Origin of the sequence: Metabacillus litoralis (genome assembly GCF_007994985.1) — a bacterium.
In the GTDB taxonomy this organism is placed as follows: domain Bacteria; phylum Bacillota; class Bacilli; order Bacillales; family Bacillaceae; genus Metabacillus; species Metabacillus litoralis.
Genome location: NZ_VOQF01000008.1, coordinates 112,530 through 128,484, shown reverse-complemented (window position 1 = coordinate 128,484; position 15,955 = coordinate 112,530). Strand labels below are relative to the sequence as shown.

Sequence of the window (15,955 nt, the reverse complement as noted above, 5' to 3'; positions counted from 1 at the left end):
TAACAATTTTAAAAAAGGTTATTTTTGACAGTGTAAGTATTCTTCACGAATATTAATCGCTAAGTAATAGAAAATCTCAACAATACTACTTTTTTACCGAAAATAAAGAGAGGTTGGGACATAAGTATTTAAGCGAATGAAAAACCCGAATTATTAGGTGATATTTCAATTAATCATTCGCCTAATAGTTCGGGTTTTTATTTTGCTGTCTTTGATTTTGAATACTATTTTTAAGAACTAGTGAAATGGAGCGGAAGACACTCGACTCCTACGGGAATAGAGGAAAGGCTGAGGCCCCGCAGGCGTAGCTGAGGAGACTCAGCTTCCTCCCCGGAGAATGGAGTGTCTGCAGCGCAATGGAACGAACTTGTTTCTTTCAACTTAACTGAATTTAGATTTATTCGTCCTTTTGTATGATTCCTTTAATTATGTCCCAGCCTCAAAAGCTTATTAAAATATTACTTTTTAAATCCTAAATAGCTTTACATTGTTTTAGCCATTTGCTTTAAGCTATCAGAAGTATTAGCTATTTGAGAAATAGAGTTTGAGACATCATTAATGATATTAGTGAAGTTTGTTAAATCTGTTTTTGCTAGCTCACTTTGTTGTTTATTATTGTTCATAATTTCAACAATTGAATCAAAGAATGAATTCATTTCGTTCATTTGTGTTGTGCCTTTCGTTGTAAGGTCAGCCACATTGTTTATAGAGCTAGACATGCTATCTATTTGAGTATGAATATTGGTAATTAAGCTTGAGACACCTTGAACTGAGTTCTTTGTTTCTTCAGCAAGCTTTCGAACTTCACTCGCAACAACAGCAAAGCCTTTACCATATTCACCAGCACGTGCGGATTCAATAGCAGCGTTTAATGCTAATAAGTTTGTTTGTTCAGCAATTGAAGTAACGATTCCAACAACATTATTGATTTTTTCAGAAGTTTGCTCTAAAGATTTCATTTGTTGAATGATGTCTTCTGTACTTTTTTCAATAAATGTCATTAATTCATTTTGTTTTTCTAAATCTTTCTTTCCATTATGTGCTTGGTCTTCAGCTGTAGCTGCCACTTCAAAACGATCAATAGAATAGGAGGCAATTTCTTTTGATTGAGCAAGAATTTCTTGAATAAATGCATTAGTTTCTTCACTAGAATCAGCAAGTTGTTCAGCTAACGTATTCACATCTGTACGAATTTGTTCCTTTTGTAAGTCGATTTCAGCTTGAAGTTTCGCGTATTCATTATCATAAGCTTCTAACACAATTTGTTGCTCAAAGTTAAATAATTTACTTAAGCTGTGAACAGTTAAAATAACATCTTCCTTCGTTGCAAGCTTCGATTCAACAGTATTAATAACTGAAGCAAAAAGCTGTTGAAATGCGGCCATATACCATTTTGCTTCAAGACCTATTTTAACATGTATGTGGGCAATCCTTCTCATACGAATTACATCTTCATCATCTAAACGACCATTAAATATCTTTAAAATATGCTCTTTAAGTGTTCCTTTTAATTTATCGACGGAGCTATAATTATTGATTATTTCTATTAAACCTTCATTAGCTTCGAATGAAGAATAAAAAGCAGTTACTATTTGATCAATATTTTCTTGGATATAAGGCTTTAACGTAAGTGCTAGATAAAGATCATCCTTTGTTAATCCGGTCATATCTAATTGTTTACGTAGTTCTTGTTCACTAATTTTTAATGAAACCTGTGACATTAACTCACTATTATTTTTCTCTAAAGATGAAGCTGCTGTCTTTTTATCCTTTTTAAATGGAAGAATCCCCATATTTTAAATCCCCTTTACCCAATTATTCTTTATTGTCTTTACTAGGTATATCGGTTGATTTTTAGATATTTTTAGGGAATTCTGTAAATAGATGTTTTATTCTGAAATATTGTTGCTATAGTTCTATTTATTGAAGAAAAAGATTATTTTTTAGCCTAAAAAAATAAGCAGAGAATTTAATCTCTGCTTCATTTAGCAATTAACACGGGAATTGTTGAACTGTGAGATACTTTTTCACTTACACTACCAAATATAAGTCGCTTCAATCCACTTATGTCTCTACTGCCGATGATAATCAAATCACCATCATTGTTTTTTGCATAATTGACAATTTCATCTGAAGGTTCACCATATGCCACCTTAACTTCACCATCAACATTATGGTCATCTAGTATTCGCTGTGCTTCACTTCTTAAAGCTGCTTCTTTTTCTGAATACTCTCGTTCTCTCGTATCTGGTTCTTCTATTGGAACTGGTACAACTGGATAATGATTCAAGCCGCCAACTGGAGGTGTACTTGTAGGTGGAAACACGCCCGATCTGTCACTGTTTGTCACTTCAGTAAAAGTGGTTTCTTTTTGAATGTTAACAACCGAAAGAGATGATTGTAATTGTTTGCTCATATCAATTCCGAGTTCTAGTGCTTCTCTACTATCGTCAGTTCCGTCATATGCAACAACTAAATGTTGAAATTTTTTCAAGTTTCATCATCCTTTCTTATGTGATACTAGTTAATTTCCCTATATTCATAAATCTAATCATTTAATCTGAATTTGACATTAAAAGATTAAGCCAATTAAAAAGCCAATTACGACAATGGCACCGACAATCATAAAAATCGTACGTAACATTAAAACTCACCACCTTGTATATATTTATTAGACAAACTCATTTAAATCTTCATTTTCAATGCTGGCTGTAACACTCTGTGATTTTGCATTACAACTGTTGAAGAACAAATCTGTTTTAAATCATTTAATTTAAGCTGAGGATAAGGGCCATCGATTACTACGCTAAGAACCTGTCCACTTTTTACTGTTAAAAGATATGTAATTAAAGTAGGGAGGCTACCAGCGTTTATTTCACTTTTATTTTTAGTTAGTAAATAAATTTTACCGTTATATGATTTGGCAAGTTGATTGATTTTAATGACTTGATCTATACGTAATTGATTTTCTATTTGCAAGTTAATAGATAATTGCTTGTTCATCTCAAAAACCTCCATTTAAAGTTTCTGTAATTTGTTGTTAGTCGTTTAATACCTCTACTTCATAAAATAAAAACACTTACAAAATAAAATGATAAAATAGTCCTAGTCATTTTTATAAAAAAGTAGTTATTAAGATCATAAAAATAATTCAACAATTTGCTAAAAAAAGGTATAGTTAAAGTATTGTTAAGAAAGGAAGATGAAGATGGAAAAAGTAAAATACATAAGTATGATTACTGCAGTCTTCACCCAGATTATTGGCATTATTTTTTTGTTTATTAATATAACTATTGCAATTGGATTGTTTCTTGTGTATTTCCTATCATTGGCTGTCTTACTTGTTGCATTTATTAAGCTTAGACTGGATGAAAAAAAGGAGGATGATGAAAGTGATTATCGTAACTACTGAAACAGTACCAGGTAAAGTAACAAAAGAATATAAGGGGTTTGTTAGAGGAAGCACAGTTCAATCAAAGCATATAGGTAAAGATATTATGGCTGGGTTAAAAACCATTGTCGGTGGAGAATTAAAGGAATACACAGAAATGATGGAAGAAGCTAGACAAAAAGCAATCGGTCGAATGGTTGATGATGCAAAGGCAAAAGGCGCAAATGCAATTGTTTGTATGAGATTAGAATCGTCTGCGGTTATGCAAAATGCATCAGAAATAATTGCTTATGGTACAGCTGTGACAATAGAAGAGTAATCGATGAGATTGATGAGGATTTCAATAGATATATGTTGAAGAAAGAGACTGGGACATATTTAAAGAAGTCATACAAAAAGACGTATAAATCTAAATTCAGTTAAGCTGTAAAACAAGTTCGTTCCATTGTGCTGCAGACATAAGATTCGCCGGGGAGGAAGCTAAGCCTCCTCGTAAGCTGCGCACCTGTGGGGTCTCAGCCTTTCCTCTGCACCCGCAGGAGTCAAATGTCTTCCGCTCCATTCCACTAGATCTTAAAAAATAGTATGCAAAATCAAAAAATCTATTGAAGACAGGAAATAAAAACCCAAACTGTTAGGTGTATGATTAATTAAAATATCACCTAATAATTCGGATTTTTCATTAGCTTATATAATTTTGTCCCAGCCTCTTTCTTTATGCTGTTAATTGTGGAAAATCATATTAAAAATTTGAAGTTACCGTAATTGTATAGCTATAAGCAAGGCAATAGGTGTGTTAGAGGTCATCATCGAGTGGACGATGACCTTTAGCAAGCAAACAGACGAGAGAAAAGTGGATTCAATCATACGAAAGTTCGATCAAACATCAATAACTAATGCCTACTCGCTTTTTTACAAACTCCTGATTTTCTATTTGTTTAAATGCAAAATGCGCAGTATCCTGTACAGAGATTTCTCTTCCAGCTTCAGGTAGGAAATCAGCTGCATAGCGATATTTTTTTGTTAACTTACCATCTGGAAGATATGTTGGACAGACGATTGTCCAATTTAGAGAGCTGGCATTGAGCTGCTGAAACACTCTTAAATGCTCTTCGGCTGCTCTAGTTGTTTTCCTACGGGATTCACTTGATTGAAATCGAAAGACTTCTGGTTCTATTCGTGACTGTAAAATCCCAGCTGTACCAATCGTAATGATGCGATGAAGTCCTTTTTTCTTCATCGCTTTTATAAGATGTGGGGTAGTGATTGAAAGGGTATCACTTCCGTCAGTGTTTAGAGCACTAATTACAAGGTCGTTACCATCGATAACATTTTGGATATCTTCGTAATTTTTTGCATCTCCTTTTATTACAGATAGTAATGGAGAAGTAGTATGTATTTTTTCTGGTGTTCGAGTTAAAGTCGAAACTTCATATTTATCATTTAAAAGGAAAGATAAAATTTCAGTACCTACCCGACCTGTAGCTCCTAATAATGCAACTTTCATTTATTTCACCTCTAAAACAAATTTAATTTACCTGGAAAAACTTCTTATAAGGCTGTTTTCGTATACTGTTTTGCTTTTTGTAATATGAAGAAAACAGCACTGTATAAAGTCTAGAGGCATCTTTTCTTCTTGTATTCGTAACTTTTATAAGAAAACAACATTGTTTCTAACAGGAAATTACGTTAATTAACAACAATCTTTCAGAAAAGAGCCTCTTATAAAGATCATACTTTATTTAGAGAAAAATAAAAAATATTTGAATGGTAATAAAAATTAAAGGCATTAATATGGGGTTAATAAAAAGGCTATGTTAAAGGTTAATGTTGATTTTTAGCACATTGTTGATTGGAGTGAAAGGCATGAGACTCCTGCGGGAGAAGCGTGTCAAAGGGAGACCCCACAGGCGCTTGCGCCGAGGAGGCTCCCGGACCGCCCGCGGAAAGCGAATGCCTGTAACGGAAATCAACAACAAAGTTTAACAGAGCCAATAAAAAAGAGACCGACATAAAAACTGTCAGCCTTTAAGATTATATTATAGTTTCTTTTTAGCTTCTTCCCAGTAATAAACCTGGGGAAATCGTATATAAACAACATATTCATGAAATAAAGTATATCCAACAAAAGCAACTTGCTTCCAATCTACAGAGTCGAGCATAATTATCCGCTCCTTTTTGATGATTTCCTTGTTGAACGAATATCGATAGTTAAAAAGGAAGAATGGATGTTTTTATACTATATGGTTTTCAGAACTTGTTTGATACTTATTACCGTGAAAAAATCCACAAAAAGAAGAAGCTGACACAAAGTGCCAGCCTCTTAGCCAAATATATTTAATTGTTATTGTTGAGTATAACCGCTCATAGATTGTTGAGCCATTGATACTAAACGCTTAGTGATTTCTCCACCTACAGAACCGTTAGCTCTAGAAGTAGTTTCTCCACCAAGGTTAACGCCGAATTCAGAAGCGATCTCATATTTCATTTGATCAATTGCTTGAGAAGCTCCTGGTACTACTAGTTGGTTAGACGAATTGCTGTTGTTTGAACTGTTTTGTGCCATCTGTCATTCATCTCCTCATAATAGTTTTTTAATGGTTGGGTTAGTTGGATTTGCACCAAACTTATGAAGTGTTGTACTTCACCGCCTAACTCGGCGTAACCCATCAAGATAATTTGCTTTAGTTAATAATGTGTGTTGCTTTGTTGTTACTAAGTATTATGGATGATTTTTAAGTTTATATACACATTTTTTTTGGTAAATTTTTCTCATGTGAAAAAATAAAGAATCATCGTTATATTTCTGATGTTCTAACCGATGTATGAAAGCCTGTAATTCTTATCAATTTGAATAAATGACGATAAAAAAGCTTGAGTAACGTAGATTTTTACAATGATAATTTATTGATATGAGTTCTGTATAGTGAATGGAGCAAAAGTAGTGACTTTAAAATTTTATTCCAAATACAAGTATTAAAGAGGATACTAATGCATCAGCTTTTGAACATTACATAATTGAGCCACTATTGAGAGAATCTAATCGTATGAAGAGTTAGAGTTAAAGGAGATGAAAGGATGGGGTTATGTCCTTTATGTAATGGATTTGAGACGAAGTCATTTCAATGTCCTAATTGTCAAAGTTTAATGGAAGATCAAGGAAAGGTTATAGATTATTTTGATGATTATAGCGCGTATATGGATATAGATGTAATGAAATTATTTGATGGTTATGAAAAATCCTTAGAAAATCACGAGTGCATCCACTACTTTTATTGTCTTGGGTGTCAACATCAAGAAACTAAATCTATAGGTGAATAAACAAAAGCCATGTTCAAGTAGAACATGGCTTTTGTTTATTTATTATTTTTCTCCAGCTGGACGAATTCTTAAATCTGATTCAATATCGAAGAAGTGAGCTTTATTCATATCTAAAGCTAGTTCAAGTTCTTGACCAGGTTTAACATCTGTACGAGAGTCAACACGTGCTACGAAAGTTTGCCCATCGATTTCAGAGTAAAGCATTGTTTCAGCACCCATTAATTCAGCTACTTCAATTTTCGCTGTGATTTTTGATCCTTGAGAAGAATCGATGAATACTGGCTCATCATGAATTTCTTCTGGACGAACTCCCATAAGGATATCTTTGTTTACATATCCTTGCTCACGAAGGTATTTCATTTTACCTTCTGGAACATCTACAGTAGTAGTACCCATTGTGAATTTACCATCACCAAGCTTACCTTTAAAGAAGTTCATTGCAGGTGAGCCGATGAATCCACCAACAAATGAGTTTTCAGGCTTGTCATAAACTTCTTTAGGTGAACCAACTTGTTGAATCACACCATCTTTTAATACAACAAGACGTGTAGCCATTGTCATTGCTTCTGTTTGGTCATGTGTTACGTAAATTGTAGTTGTTTGTAAACGTTGGTGTAGTTTAGTGATTTCAGCACGCATCGCTACACGAAGCTTAGCATCAAGGTTAGATAAAGGCTCATCCATTAAGAATACTTTTGCATCACGAACGATTGCACGACCTAGTGCAACACGCTGACGTTGTCCACCAGATAAAGCTTTTGGTTTACGTTGTAAATATTGCTCAAGGCCAAGAATTTTAGCTGCTTCTGTTACACGACGCTCAATCTCGTCTTTAGGTAATTTACGAAGCTTTAATCCAAATGCCATATTGTCATAAACATTCATATGTGGATATAAAGCGTAGTTCTGGAATACCATTGCGATATCACGATCTTTTGGTGCAACATCATTCATACGTTTTCCATCGATGAAGAAATCTCCTTTTGAAATCTCTTCTAATCCTGCAACCATACGAAGTGTAGTTGATTTACCACAACCTGAAGGACCAACGAATACGATAAATTCTTTATCTTGAATGTGAAGGTTGAAATCCTCTACTGCTGTTACTTTATTATCATAAATTTTATAAATATTATTTAATTGAATCTCTGCCATTTTCTATTCCTCCCTATTTCTGAAAGCGTTTTAACTTGATTTCATTGTAAGGGATTTCAAAGAATAAAGTAAACGTACAAGTTGCACGAAAAAAAATCAGCCTTTTTGTGCAACTTGTAATTCAAAGAAATATAGTAATCATTTATTTTCTAATCGAGCAACCATTATTGCTAAAAATATAAATGCAGCATTAGAAAATATTCTAATATCAATACCTGTTTTTTCTAGTAGTTTTTCTAAACGATATTGAAGACTATTCCGGTGAATAAATAATCTTTTTGCCGTTGACGAAGCATTTAAGTTTGATTGAAGAAATGCTTCTATTGTATGAATAAGTTCATTATCCTCAAGAGCCTCTACCAAATGATTTGATAATAAATTCCCACTAATTTTTGAAGGTGATTTGAGCACAAGTAAGGGGAGCGCTTCATAAAAGCTTATCACTCTTTCACGGTTTGAAGTGTGATGTACAGTTTGAAAGCAGTTTTGCTCTTGCTTGAACTTTTCTCTAAGATAAGAGTCATTTTTTTGAAGTTGTCCAATGTATAAGAATGGCTCCACATAGAAGTCACTTGTTAGCGTATCACTTAAATTCTTTAAGGAGTCCATTTCTAAAATAGCAGTAGGTTTTTCTTCAATTATGATACCTTGTGAAGAGTTCAACCAAAGAATAAGATCTGAATTTAATATACCTTGAACTGCCTCCTCAAAGCTTTGCTTATCATCAATTGGTTTTGTTAAATAAAAATAGTAAAAACGAACATTACTTTGTTCAGCAGCCAATGGAGGAGTATCAATTGGTTTTTCTGAAAACAGAAAGTCGTACCATTTTTGTTGACTAACTGAAAAGTTACCTTCATTAGTTTTTTGGATTTGGTGAAAAAGGGTGACTAGTAATTCTTTCTCAGTTTCTGATAGAGAAGACTTTAGAATTCCAAAGGTTTGTCCAAGTTCAGTTTGAAACCATTCATATGTTGAGTCATTAGGAGAATAACTTGTTGTCATTGCATGTTTATAATGTTGCATTAATCTTTCTAGCATAAAATCTCCTCATTTCGCGCAATAAGTTCTATTAACATTATAGAAAAGAAATGGATTGCTTAAAAGGAAATTGAATGATTGTCACAAGTTATTCTTTTTTTAAAAAGGGTAAAGAAGAATAAAGACGAATAATAGGGAGGCTTTAATATGCTAGAAACATTTAACGAAACGGCAATAGCATCTTATGTAAAAACAATGATAAAAGAAAATTGTCAAAAGCTAGATGAGGAAAATTTAGATGAGATTACAATTGCGAAGATAGAAGGAAAGATAGAAGGATATAACGAGTTTTTAGATCAATTTAAATTAGGAAAACAATCATGTGATGAAGACTGACAAATGTCAGTCTTTTTATGTCTTAGACTATGTTAAAGGTTAATGTTGATTTTAGCACATTGTTGATTGGAGTGAAAGGCATGAGACTCCTGCGGGAGAAGCGTGTCAAAGGGAGACCCCGCAGGCGCTTGCGCCGAGGAGGCTCCCGGACCGCCCGCGGAAAGCGAATGCCTGTAACGGAAATCAACAACAAAGTTTAACAGAGCCAAGTCTTAAGAAATCTTTAGTAGAGAGTTTAGAGGTTTCGTTGAGTTTTTAGTAGGGGAAAACAAACCAAGCAATTAAAGGGGTGAAAAAATGAATACAGATGTTTTAATTATTGGTGGAGGAGTTGGTGGTTTAACGGTTGCTTTAAGGCTAGCGATGTGTGGAATCGATGTGACTGTAGTTGAACAACAAAAGGGAAGTTCCCATACGTATAAGGGGGAACTGTTACAGCCTAAGAGCTTAGAAATATTTCGAAGATTAAATATAGCAGAAGAAATTAGAAAGAATGGTCATCCACTTCACACCATTTCAGTTGAAGAAAAGAAAAATAAATCAGGCTATTATCAGCATAGAGGAAAATCAAAGATGGATTATCGCGTGATCAGTACACCGTTTAACTATGGTTTAATGATTCCTCATGAAGAGTTAAAGAAAATTATATTGAGTAATGCGATGAAATATACAACGTTTCATTATTATCAACCTGCAAGGTTTACAGAATTTGTTAATCAAGATAAAGCCTTAATTAATTATAATGGGTCAACTCTACAAATAAATGCAAAGGTTTTTGTCGGGGCAGAGGGAAGGAGATCAAAAGTAAGACAGTACATTGGAAATGATATCAAAGAGCAAATGTATGATCATCATTTCTTAACTGTAACTTTTCCTAGACCGAGTGATTTAACTGAAGGAAAAATGATTTCAACCAAAGATACATTTTTAGGTTTATTTCCATTACCTGATAATAAGGTAAGGTCAGTTTATTTGATTCCTTCGGGAGAATATAAGGCAATTAAGGAGAAGGGTATTGAAGAATTTTTTGATAGAGTTATTTCTCTTTGTCCAGAGCTAGATACTTTTATTAATCAAATTCCTTCTTGGAAGCAAATTCAATTAATGATTCCCTTTCAATATCATGCAAAAGCTTATTCTAAACACAATAAGGTGATCATCGGTGATGCAGCACATACTGTACATCCTATGGCAGGTGAAGGGATGAATTTAGCTATTCAAGATGGAGATGCTTTAGGTGATTTAATTTGCTGGATGGATGAACAAAGTGATTATTCCGAAAAGCATCTTAACTGGTTTGAAAAGGTAAGAAAACCTAGAGTTGATCATTTATTAAATCTTAGTCACTTAGCAGCACTTGCATACTCAAAGCCGTTTCGTTATTTTACAAAAATACGTGGTCGTGGGTTTAAACAGATGGAAAATGACCATATGCTTCATTACAAGCAAATGCTTAATATTTCAGGGTTAGGAATGTGGAAAGAGTCTTTATATGAAAGATTCATTCAACTTGGTTTATTACCAGCGCGTTCTTTTCAGAAGAAACATATGCTTCAATCTGATCATTTGTTCACAATGAAAGAGGATTATCCATGGAGATACAAAGGAGGAGTTGCAAATGATTGCTGAGTATATTCGAATAATCAAAGCTAGAGGTTGGATGAAACGAAATATTCCATTTCTATACAGCTGGCACGCATACATTGGGTATGAATTAAATTTATATACAGCTTTTAAAAAACCAAAAACAGTTTCTCAAGTAGCAGAACAATATAGCTTACAAGAAGATCTCCTGCAAAGATGGATTGACGTTGGTGTAGCTATTTCTTATATGAAAAAAGGATCAAAAGGAAGATTCCAAACGATAAAGAAAATGATGTTACCAGCACCAAAGAAAAATACACGCTCAACTGGGGCGATCTTAAAAGAAATGATGGAATTACATATTCCTACTCTCTTAAGTTACCCTTCAATGATGAAAACGAATAAGAAACATGTCTTTAACGAGGAATTACATGGAACGGTAGTGGCACAAACTTCCTCAATGTTAGAGCAAATAGCTTTAAGGAAAATATCAAAATTAGTGAAGAAAAATAAGATACAAGAAATTGTTGATGTAGGCTGTGGACATGGTGGATATTTACAAAGACTAGCAGATAGATATCCACAAATAAATATGCATGGGTTAGAAGTGAATGAAGAAGTTGCCTTGGAAGCACAAGCTAGGTCTGATTCATTAGATAAAGTAAACATTGAATGTAGAAATGCTTTTGACTGGATTCCTGACACAAAAGCTGACTTGGTTTTGGTTCATAATTTACTTCATTATTTATCAATGGAAGAACGACAGAAGCTTTTTAAACATATAGGGAAGTGGTTATCTGAAGGAGGTATAATATCGATCATAACTCCGATCAAAAATGGGAAGCATGGAAAGCAATTTTCGAGTATCTTTAATAGTTTTTTCTCTGCTTATGAAAACCTTTATCCTTTGCCTACAAAAAAAGAGATTAAGAAAATTGCCGGAAATGTAGACTTAGGGGTAACATCATTTTCACCTCTTGTGAAAGAAGCAGGCTGGTATCTTATTACATTGGAGAAGTGAGAGTATCATTAAAAAGCCATCCCCCTCATTGGTTTAAGGACAAGTTAGTAATAAATAATGAGGGGGATTTTTACTTGCTTTTAATCATTCCGCTTCAAATGGTGGATCCTCTTTTTTTAGATCTCTAGCTTCTTCAATATTAGTTGTTTCCTCTCTCATATGAACAGAGCCACCAGAAAGGCCTTCATTAATCATTCGATCAATATCTAGGTAGGCTTTGTTCTTTCCTTCATAATTCACATCTTGTTTTACATCGTCATGTTTGTCAGTCATCTTTTTATGCCTCCTCATACACAGTATTTTGTACGTTAGGAGTTTGTATCATTCATATACATGAAAAAGCATTAATTCGTGAATTTGTGTATGAATAGCTAATTCTTCTTCCTTTGGAGGTTGAATAGATCCCCATTCAATTTGTCCATTTTTATGATAAATTCCATCGTATTGAGTACCTCGAAAATAAAAGGAGATTCTCCAACCTGGTAAATTTGCTTGTTTAAATAAAGGTTTATATTGAAAATGTGTAATCAATTTTCTCGCTCCTTTCCTAGCTATATAAAATATACGGCATGAAAAGGAAAAATACCTTTTGGTAATTATTGTTTTTTATTTGCAAGTTCAATAAATAGCTCAGTAAGGCCAGTTATTCTTTTTTTCTGGATGTTTCCTTCATCAAATAACATAGGTTTTGAATTCACTTCAAATATGTAAGGCTTACCATGTGGCGTGATGCCGATATCCATTGAAAATTCACCAACAAATCCAAAGCTCTTACTAAGGGAATTACCCACAAGCTCTGTGAGATGATTCAGCTCGTTAATTGAAATTTTATCACCTACACTAGCAAATGAAATGATTTCTCCTCCATTGGGAACATGAGTGATAATTGAATTTTTTGCTGCCTTTCTCACACCAATACCTGTTATCTGATAGGAACCAGAAGAATATAGAGAATGAATTCTCAAATCATATTTACAGCCTTCTATAGTATCTGTTTTAATTTCCTGTTGCAAAATATAATCTTTATGGATGATGTATTCCAGTTCATCCAAGAAGGAACTTTTATGATAAGTTTTGAAGGTATCTTTAGTAAAGATATAGTACATTTTATCTTGTTCTTTTAGCTTATAAATGCCTTTACCTTTACGTCCTTTTATAGGCTTTGCATATATTGCACCGAGCTTAAGTAAGTCCAGGATAAATGAGCTGTTTAAATGAAGCCATGTTTTTGGAAGATACGTTTGAAGTTTTTGTTCTTTTGTTAAAGCCTGATAACATTGCCATTTATTAAAAAAATAAGGATTAAAAAAGGTCTTATTCTTTTGTTGATAGGATTGTTGTAATTTTATAAATTCAGTTGTTTTTTCATCCATTCTAGATGAAATTTTATTGTAGATGATAGGTGGAAAAGGGAAAGATGCCTTTCCCCATTTTTTATTTTTTTCTGAAAATACATAACCTATTATGCTGTTATCTTGTATATCATCTGTTGTAAAGACAAAGGAAAGGCCACCTTTATTCATAAGCTCCTGTTGTATTGCTTTAAACATGACAGCATCACCACGGAAGCTATTACTTTCTCTACCTTTACTAGCTAGAATTCCAACTAACGGAAAATAGTTATACTTCTTCATTTATAATATCCTCTGGGGAAAAGATCGCTTTTTTTGTCAAATAATATCCGTATTGCAGAGAGCTCTTTCTTGATAATAGGTCTGCATCTACTAGTTCTGGATGTGTAAAAATGGATCTTCCAGGCTTAGAGTTTGCTTCAAACATCCATACTCTACCTTCTTGATCTATTCCGAAATCAAAACCAATTTCTCCTATAAAACCAGGTATTGAATGATCGATACTCTCACTTAAAAGGATAGCTGCTTCAGTTAAGTCATGAAATGCTTTTAAGCGTTCTTTGGGATCATCGTAGATTTCTTCTAATGTTTTAACAACACCACCATTGTTTAAGTGAGTTGTTACACTGCCTTTTCCGGCTACCTTTGCTGCAAGAGCAGTGATTTTCCAATCGCCATGCTCATTTTTATTCGTATGAATTCTAAAATCGATGGACTTTCCATCTAAGCGAATGAGCTTAATTCCTTGCTGTGCTAAATAATTTGATAAAAGCCGATCTTTAAAAGCTATTTTTAAAAAATGTTCAATTGATGGGTATTTTCTTAAACGATTTATTTCATTTTCATCTCGATATCGTGAATAATATGTATTCTCTTCACGGGAATACATTAACTGAAAAACACCAAGTCCTAAGCTTCCGTTCTCAGGCTTTAAATAGATGCTTTGATAGATGGAAAGTAATTCTTCCATTTGGCTAATTGTAGGTTGTTGAATAGTTTCAGGTAGATATTTTGCGACTTTCATATCTTGAATAAGTAGTTGGTGAACAGACCATTTATTGAAAAATCCTGGATTATACCATGGGATAGAGTATTCCTCAGTTAATCGTTTTTTTACTAATTTAAGAGCTTGATGGTTTTCAATTCTTCTATTTGGTAATCGATCATAAACAGCATTTGGAAAGGGGAATCTACTTTTTTTCCAGCCATCTTTACCATGTGTGAACCCTTCAACAGTTCCATTTTCCCAATCAATATGATGAGCTCCAAAAACAAAAGTGAATAACCCAATTGACTGATCAATGGATAAAAACTTAGCAAAAAATAATGAACGTTCTCCAATAGGTCTTAGAGGTGAATCTGTGAAACCGGCTGTAAAAATCCCAATTAATGGTCCAAGATGGAGAGTTTGTTCATGGAAAATCAAGTGAGTTTTTCCATGGCTCGGAAGATGAAGTTCTTTGCACAGCTGTTCTGAGATAACAATTGTATCTTGGAGCTCAGGCAGATATTGTACCTCACATAAAATAGTAATTGTGCCAAAGGATATTGTGTTAATCTCATCATTTTTTTTTGAAGTTAATGGGAGATATACAATAAAATCTTCGGAGTTTGATGTATTGATAGAATAAATATCAGTCATTTATCTCGACTCCTTTAGCGGTTGTATCGTTACTAAGAAACTGACAATACTTTAATGGGGCATTATAAAGCCTCTCTTTTAATTTAGGGTTTGTTTTGGTAAATGTTTTTCTACCAGGCTTAGAATTGATATCAAGTATCCAGATTGAACCATCTTGTGCATAGCCAATATCAACACCTATTTCAAAAAGCTGTTTAAATTGCTTTTCTAGTAATGGTGGTAAAGAGTGGATAATTGTTGCTAGTTCATCTTCAAGTAGATATTTTTGCTTATATGTTAATGATTGAGACCAATCAGCAAAGCTTAAAGGATCTCCGCCACTATTTAAATTTGATAAAAATGATCCGTGGTATCCTTTGCGAATACCTTTTTCAATTAAATTCCATTCTCCATTTTGATCTTTTTGGAGAAATAACCTGATATCAAAAGGGTAATTGTTAGCATCTGTTAAGGGAAGTAAGGGTTGTAGCAAATAAGCTTGCTGAGAGATAAGCTTTTCACACCATTTTGATAAATCCTTTAGTGTTGAAAAATTCTTTGTTTTTTTATCATGGCCTTTATGATAAGTAATCGTAATATTTTCTGAGTCTTGCTTAACAGCAATAATTCCTACACCTCTTGAGCCATTTATAGGTTTAAGAATACAAGGCCCTGATACTTTTAAATGCTTAATCACTTGAATTGGATCATTTAAGAGCTCTGTTTGTGGGAGATAGGAATCTATTGTTTGTTGACCTCTTAACGAAGTATAAATCTTCCATTTATCAGGTAAACCAAATCCTAAAAAAGTGGTAGTAGGGTTTTTCTTAAGCCACTCAACAATTGGTTTGCCTTTTTTTGAGGCATGATGACTATTGTAAAAGCATCTGTCATAAATAAAAGAGGGAATTGGAAAGGATGAATTTATCCACTGCTGTGATGGTTGATCGAATTTCTCTCCGTTAATCAGTAAAGAATCAGGATCAATTGACATTGGTTCAAATCGTACACAATCTATATTAAAAAACTCACTTCTTTTTGCAATCTCAGTGATATACGTGTTTTCATGCTTTTTATTAATGATCAAAAATCCTAATGTTTGCTTTTGCATTTACGTCATTCCCTTCGTTCCT

General features: G+C 33.6%; 19 protein-coding genes. 6 read left to right on the top strand and 13 right to left on the bottom strand.

Annotated features, from left to right (window positions below; all coding sequences use genetic code 11):
- Positions 1-482: 482 nt before the first annotated feature.
- The 3 genes from FS935_RS15440 to FS935_RS15430 form a co-directional block, all read right to left on the bottom strand.
- Positions 483-1,793 (bottom strand): globin-coupled sensor protein, encoded by a 1,311-nt coding sequence (locus FS935_RS15440; RefSeq protein ID WP_146949551.1) that lies wholly within the window; start codon positions 1,791-1,793, stop codon positions 483-485.
- Positions 1,794-1,981: 188 nt separating this feature from the next.
- The gene (locus tag FS935_RS15435; protein WP_146949550.1) at positions 1,982-2,494 is read right to left on the bottom strand and encodes a universal stress protein; all 513 of its coding nucleotides are present in this window, start codon (positions 2,492-2,494) and stop codon (positions 1,982-1,984) included.
- A gap of 191 nt (positions 2,495-2,685) precedes the next feature.
- The gene (locus FS935_RS15430) at positions 2,686-3,003 is read right to left on the bottom strand and encodes a hypothetical protein (protein ID WP_146949549.1); all 318 of its coding nucleotides are present in this window, start codon (positions 3,001-3,003) and stop codon (positions 2,686-2,688) included.
- Between the two features lie 205 nt (positions 3,004-3,208).
- Between FS935_RS15430 and FS935_RS15425 the strand changes: the two genes are divergently transcribed.
- Together FS935_RS15425 and FS935_RS15420 are read left to right on the top strand one after the other, a co-directional pair.
- Positions 3,209-3,412 (top strand): hypothetical protein, encoded by a 204-nt coding sequence (locus FS935_RS15425; RefSeq protein WP_146949548.1) that lies wholly within the window; start codon positions 3,209-3,211, stop codon positions 3,410-3,412.
- The gene (locus FS935_RS15420) at positions 3,393-3,710 is read left to right on the top strand and encodes a YbjQ family protein (RefSeq protein ID WP_146949547.1); all 318 of its coding nucleotides are present in this window, start codon (positions 3,393-3,395) and stop codon (positions 3,708-3,710) included. Before FS935_RS15425 ends, FS935_RS15420 begins: the two co-directional genes overlap by 20 nt.
- Positions 3,711-4,277: 567 nt before the next feature.
- Here the strand turns inward: FS935_RS15420 and FS935_RS15415 are convergent.
- The 3 genes from FS935_RS15415 to FS935_RS15410 all read right to left on the bottom strand — a co-directional run bounded on the left by FS935_RS15415 (position 4,278) and on the right by FS935_RS15410 (position 5,957).
- Positions 4,278-4,898 (bottom strand): NAD(P)-dependent oxidoreductase, encoded by a 621-nt coding sequence (locus FS935_RS15415; protein ID WP_146949546.1) that lies wholly within the window; start codon positions 4,896-4,898, stop codon positions 4,278-4,280.
- 532 nt (positions 4,899-5,430) lie between these two features.
- Positions 5,431-5,553 carry a hypothetical protein gene (locus FS935_RS24240; protein WP_275580299.1) on the bottom strand — a complete coding sequence of 41 codons (123 nt, stop codon included), beginning with the start codon at positions 5,551-5,553 and terminating at the stop codon, positions 5,431-5,433.
- A 182-nt stretch (positions 5,554-5,735) separates the two neighbouring features.
- A complete protein-coding gene (locus FS935_RS15410) occupies positions 5,736-5,957 on the bottom strand; it encodes an alpha/beta-type small acid-soluble spore protein (RefSeq protein ID WP_146949545.1) in 222 nt (73 codons plus the stop codon).
- A 512-nt stretch (positions 5,958-6,469) separates the two neighbouring features.
- On the opposite strand from FS935_RS15410, the gene FS935_RS15405 reads away from it, so the two are divergent.
- Positions 6,470-6,712 (top strand): hypothetical protein, encoded by a 243-nt coding sequence (locus tag FS935_RS15405; RefSeq protein ID WP_146949544.1) that lies wholly within the window; start codon positions 6,470-6,472, stop codon positions 6,710-6,712.
- 42 nt (positions 6,713-6,754) lie between these two features.
- Here the strand turns inward: FS935_RS15405 and FS935_RS15400 are convergent, their stop codons facing one another.
- Both FS935_RS15400 and FS935_RS15395 read right to left on the bottom strand, forming a co-directional pair.
- The gene (locus tag FS935_RS15400; protein ID WP_146949543.1) at positions 6,755-7,867 is read right to left on the bottom strand and encodes an ABC transporter ATP-binding protein; all 1,113 of its coding nucleotides are present in this window, start codon (positions 7,865-7,867) and stop codon (positions 6,755-6,757) included.
- Between the two features lie 138 nt (positions 7,868-8,005).
- On the bottom strand, positions 8,006-8,908 hold the full coding sequence (locus FS935_RS15395) for a PucR family transcriptional regulator (protein WP_146949542.1): 903 nt from the start codon (positions 8,906-8,908) through the stop codon (positions 8,006-8,008).
- A 147-nt stretch (positions 8,909-9,055) separates the two neighbouring features.
- Between FS935_RS15395 and FS935_RS15390 the strand changes: the two genes are divergently transcribed.
- The 3 genes from FS935_RS15390 (at position 9,056) to FS935_RS15380 (ending at position 11,849) form a co-directional block, all read left to right on the top strand.
- The gene (locus tag FS935_RS15390) at positions 9,056-9,244 is read left to right on the top strand and encodes a hypothetical protein (RefSeq protein WP_146949541.1); all 189 of its coding nucleotides are present in this window, start codon (positions 9,056-9,058) and stop codon (positions 9,242-9,244) included.
- Positions 9,245-9,541: 297 nt separating this feature from the next.
- Entirely contained in the window at positions 9,542-10,873 is a 1,332-nt protein-coding gene (locus FS935_RS15385) for an FAD-dependent oxidoreductase (protein WP_146949540.1), read from the top strand.
- Positions 10,863-11,849, top strand: coding sequence for a class I SAM-dependent methyltransferase (locus FS935_RS15380; RefSeq protein ID WP_146949539.1), 987 nt, complete (start codon positions 10,863-10,865; stop codon positions 11,847-11,849). Before FS935_RS15385 ends, FS935_RS15380 begins: the two co-directional genes overlap by 11 nt.
- 84 nt (positions 11,850-11,933) lie before the next feature.
- Here the strand turns inward: FS935_RS15380 and FS935_RS15375 are convergent, their stop codons facing one another.
- The 5 genes from FS935_RS15375 to FS935_RS15355 form a co-directional block, all read right to left on the bottom strand.
- Positions 11,934-12,122: a hypothetical protein gene (locus tag FS935_RS15375; protein WP_146949538.1), complete on the bottom strand. Its 189-nt coding sequence runs from the start codon at positions 12,120-12,122 to the stop codon at positions 11,934-11,936.
- Positions 12,123-12,170: 48 nt separating this feature from the next.
- Positions 12,171-12,380 (bottom strand): YheE family protein, encoded by a 210-nt coding sequence (locus tag FS935_RS15370; RefSeq protein WP_146949537.1) that lies wholly within the window; start codon positions 12,378-12,380, stop codon positions 12,171-12,173.
- A 65-nt stretch (positions 12,381-12,445) separates the two neighbouring features.
- Positions 12,446-13,483: a YheC/YheD family endospore coat-associated protein gene (locus tag FS935_RS15365; RefSeq protein ID WP_146949536.1), complete on the bottom strand. Its 1,038-nt coding sequence runs from the start codon at positions 13,481-13,483 to the stop codon at positions 12,446-12,448.
- On the bottom strand, positions 13,470-14,843 hold the full coding sequence (locus FS935_RS15360) for a YheC/YheD family endospore coat-associated protein (RefSeq protein ID WP_146949535.1): 1,374 nt from the start codon (positions 14,841-14,843) through the stop codon (positions 13,470-13,472). The genes FS935_RS15365 and FS935_RS15360 overlap by 14 nt, the downstream gene beginning before the upstream one ends.
- On the bottom strand, positions 14,836-15,933 hold the full coding sequence (locus FS935_RS15355; protein ID WP_146949534.1) for a YheC/YheD family endospore coat-associated protein: 1,098 nt from the start codon (positions 15,931-15,933) through the stop codon (positions 14,836-14,838). The genes FS935_RS15360 and FS935_RS15355 overlap by 8 nt, the downstream gene beginning before the upstream one ends.
- Between the last annotated feature and the right edge of the window lie 22 nt (positions 15,934-15,955).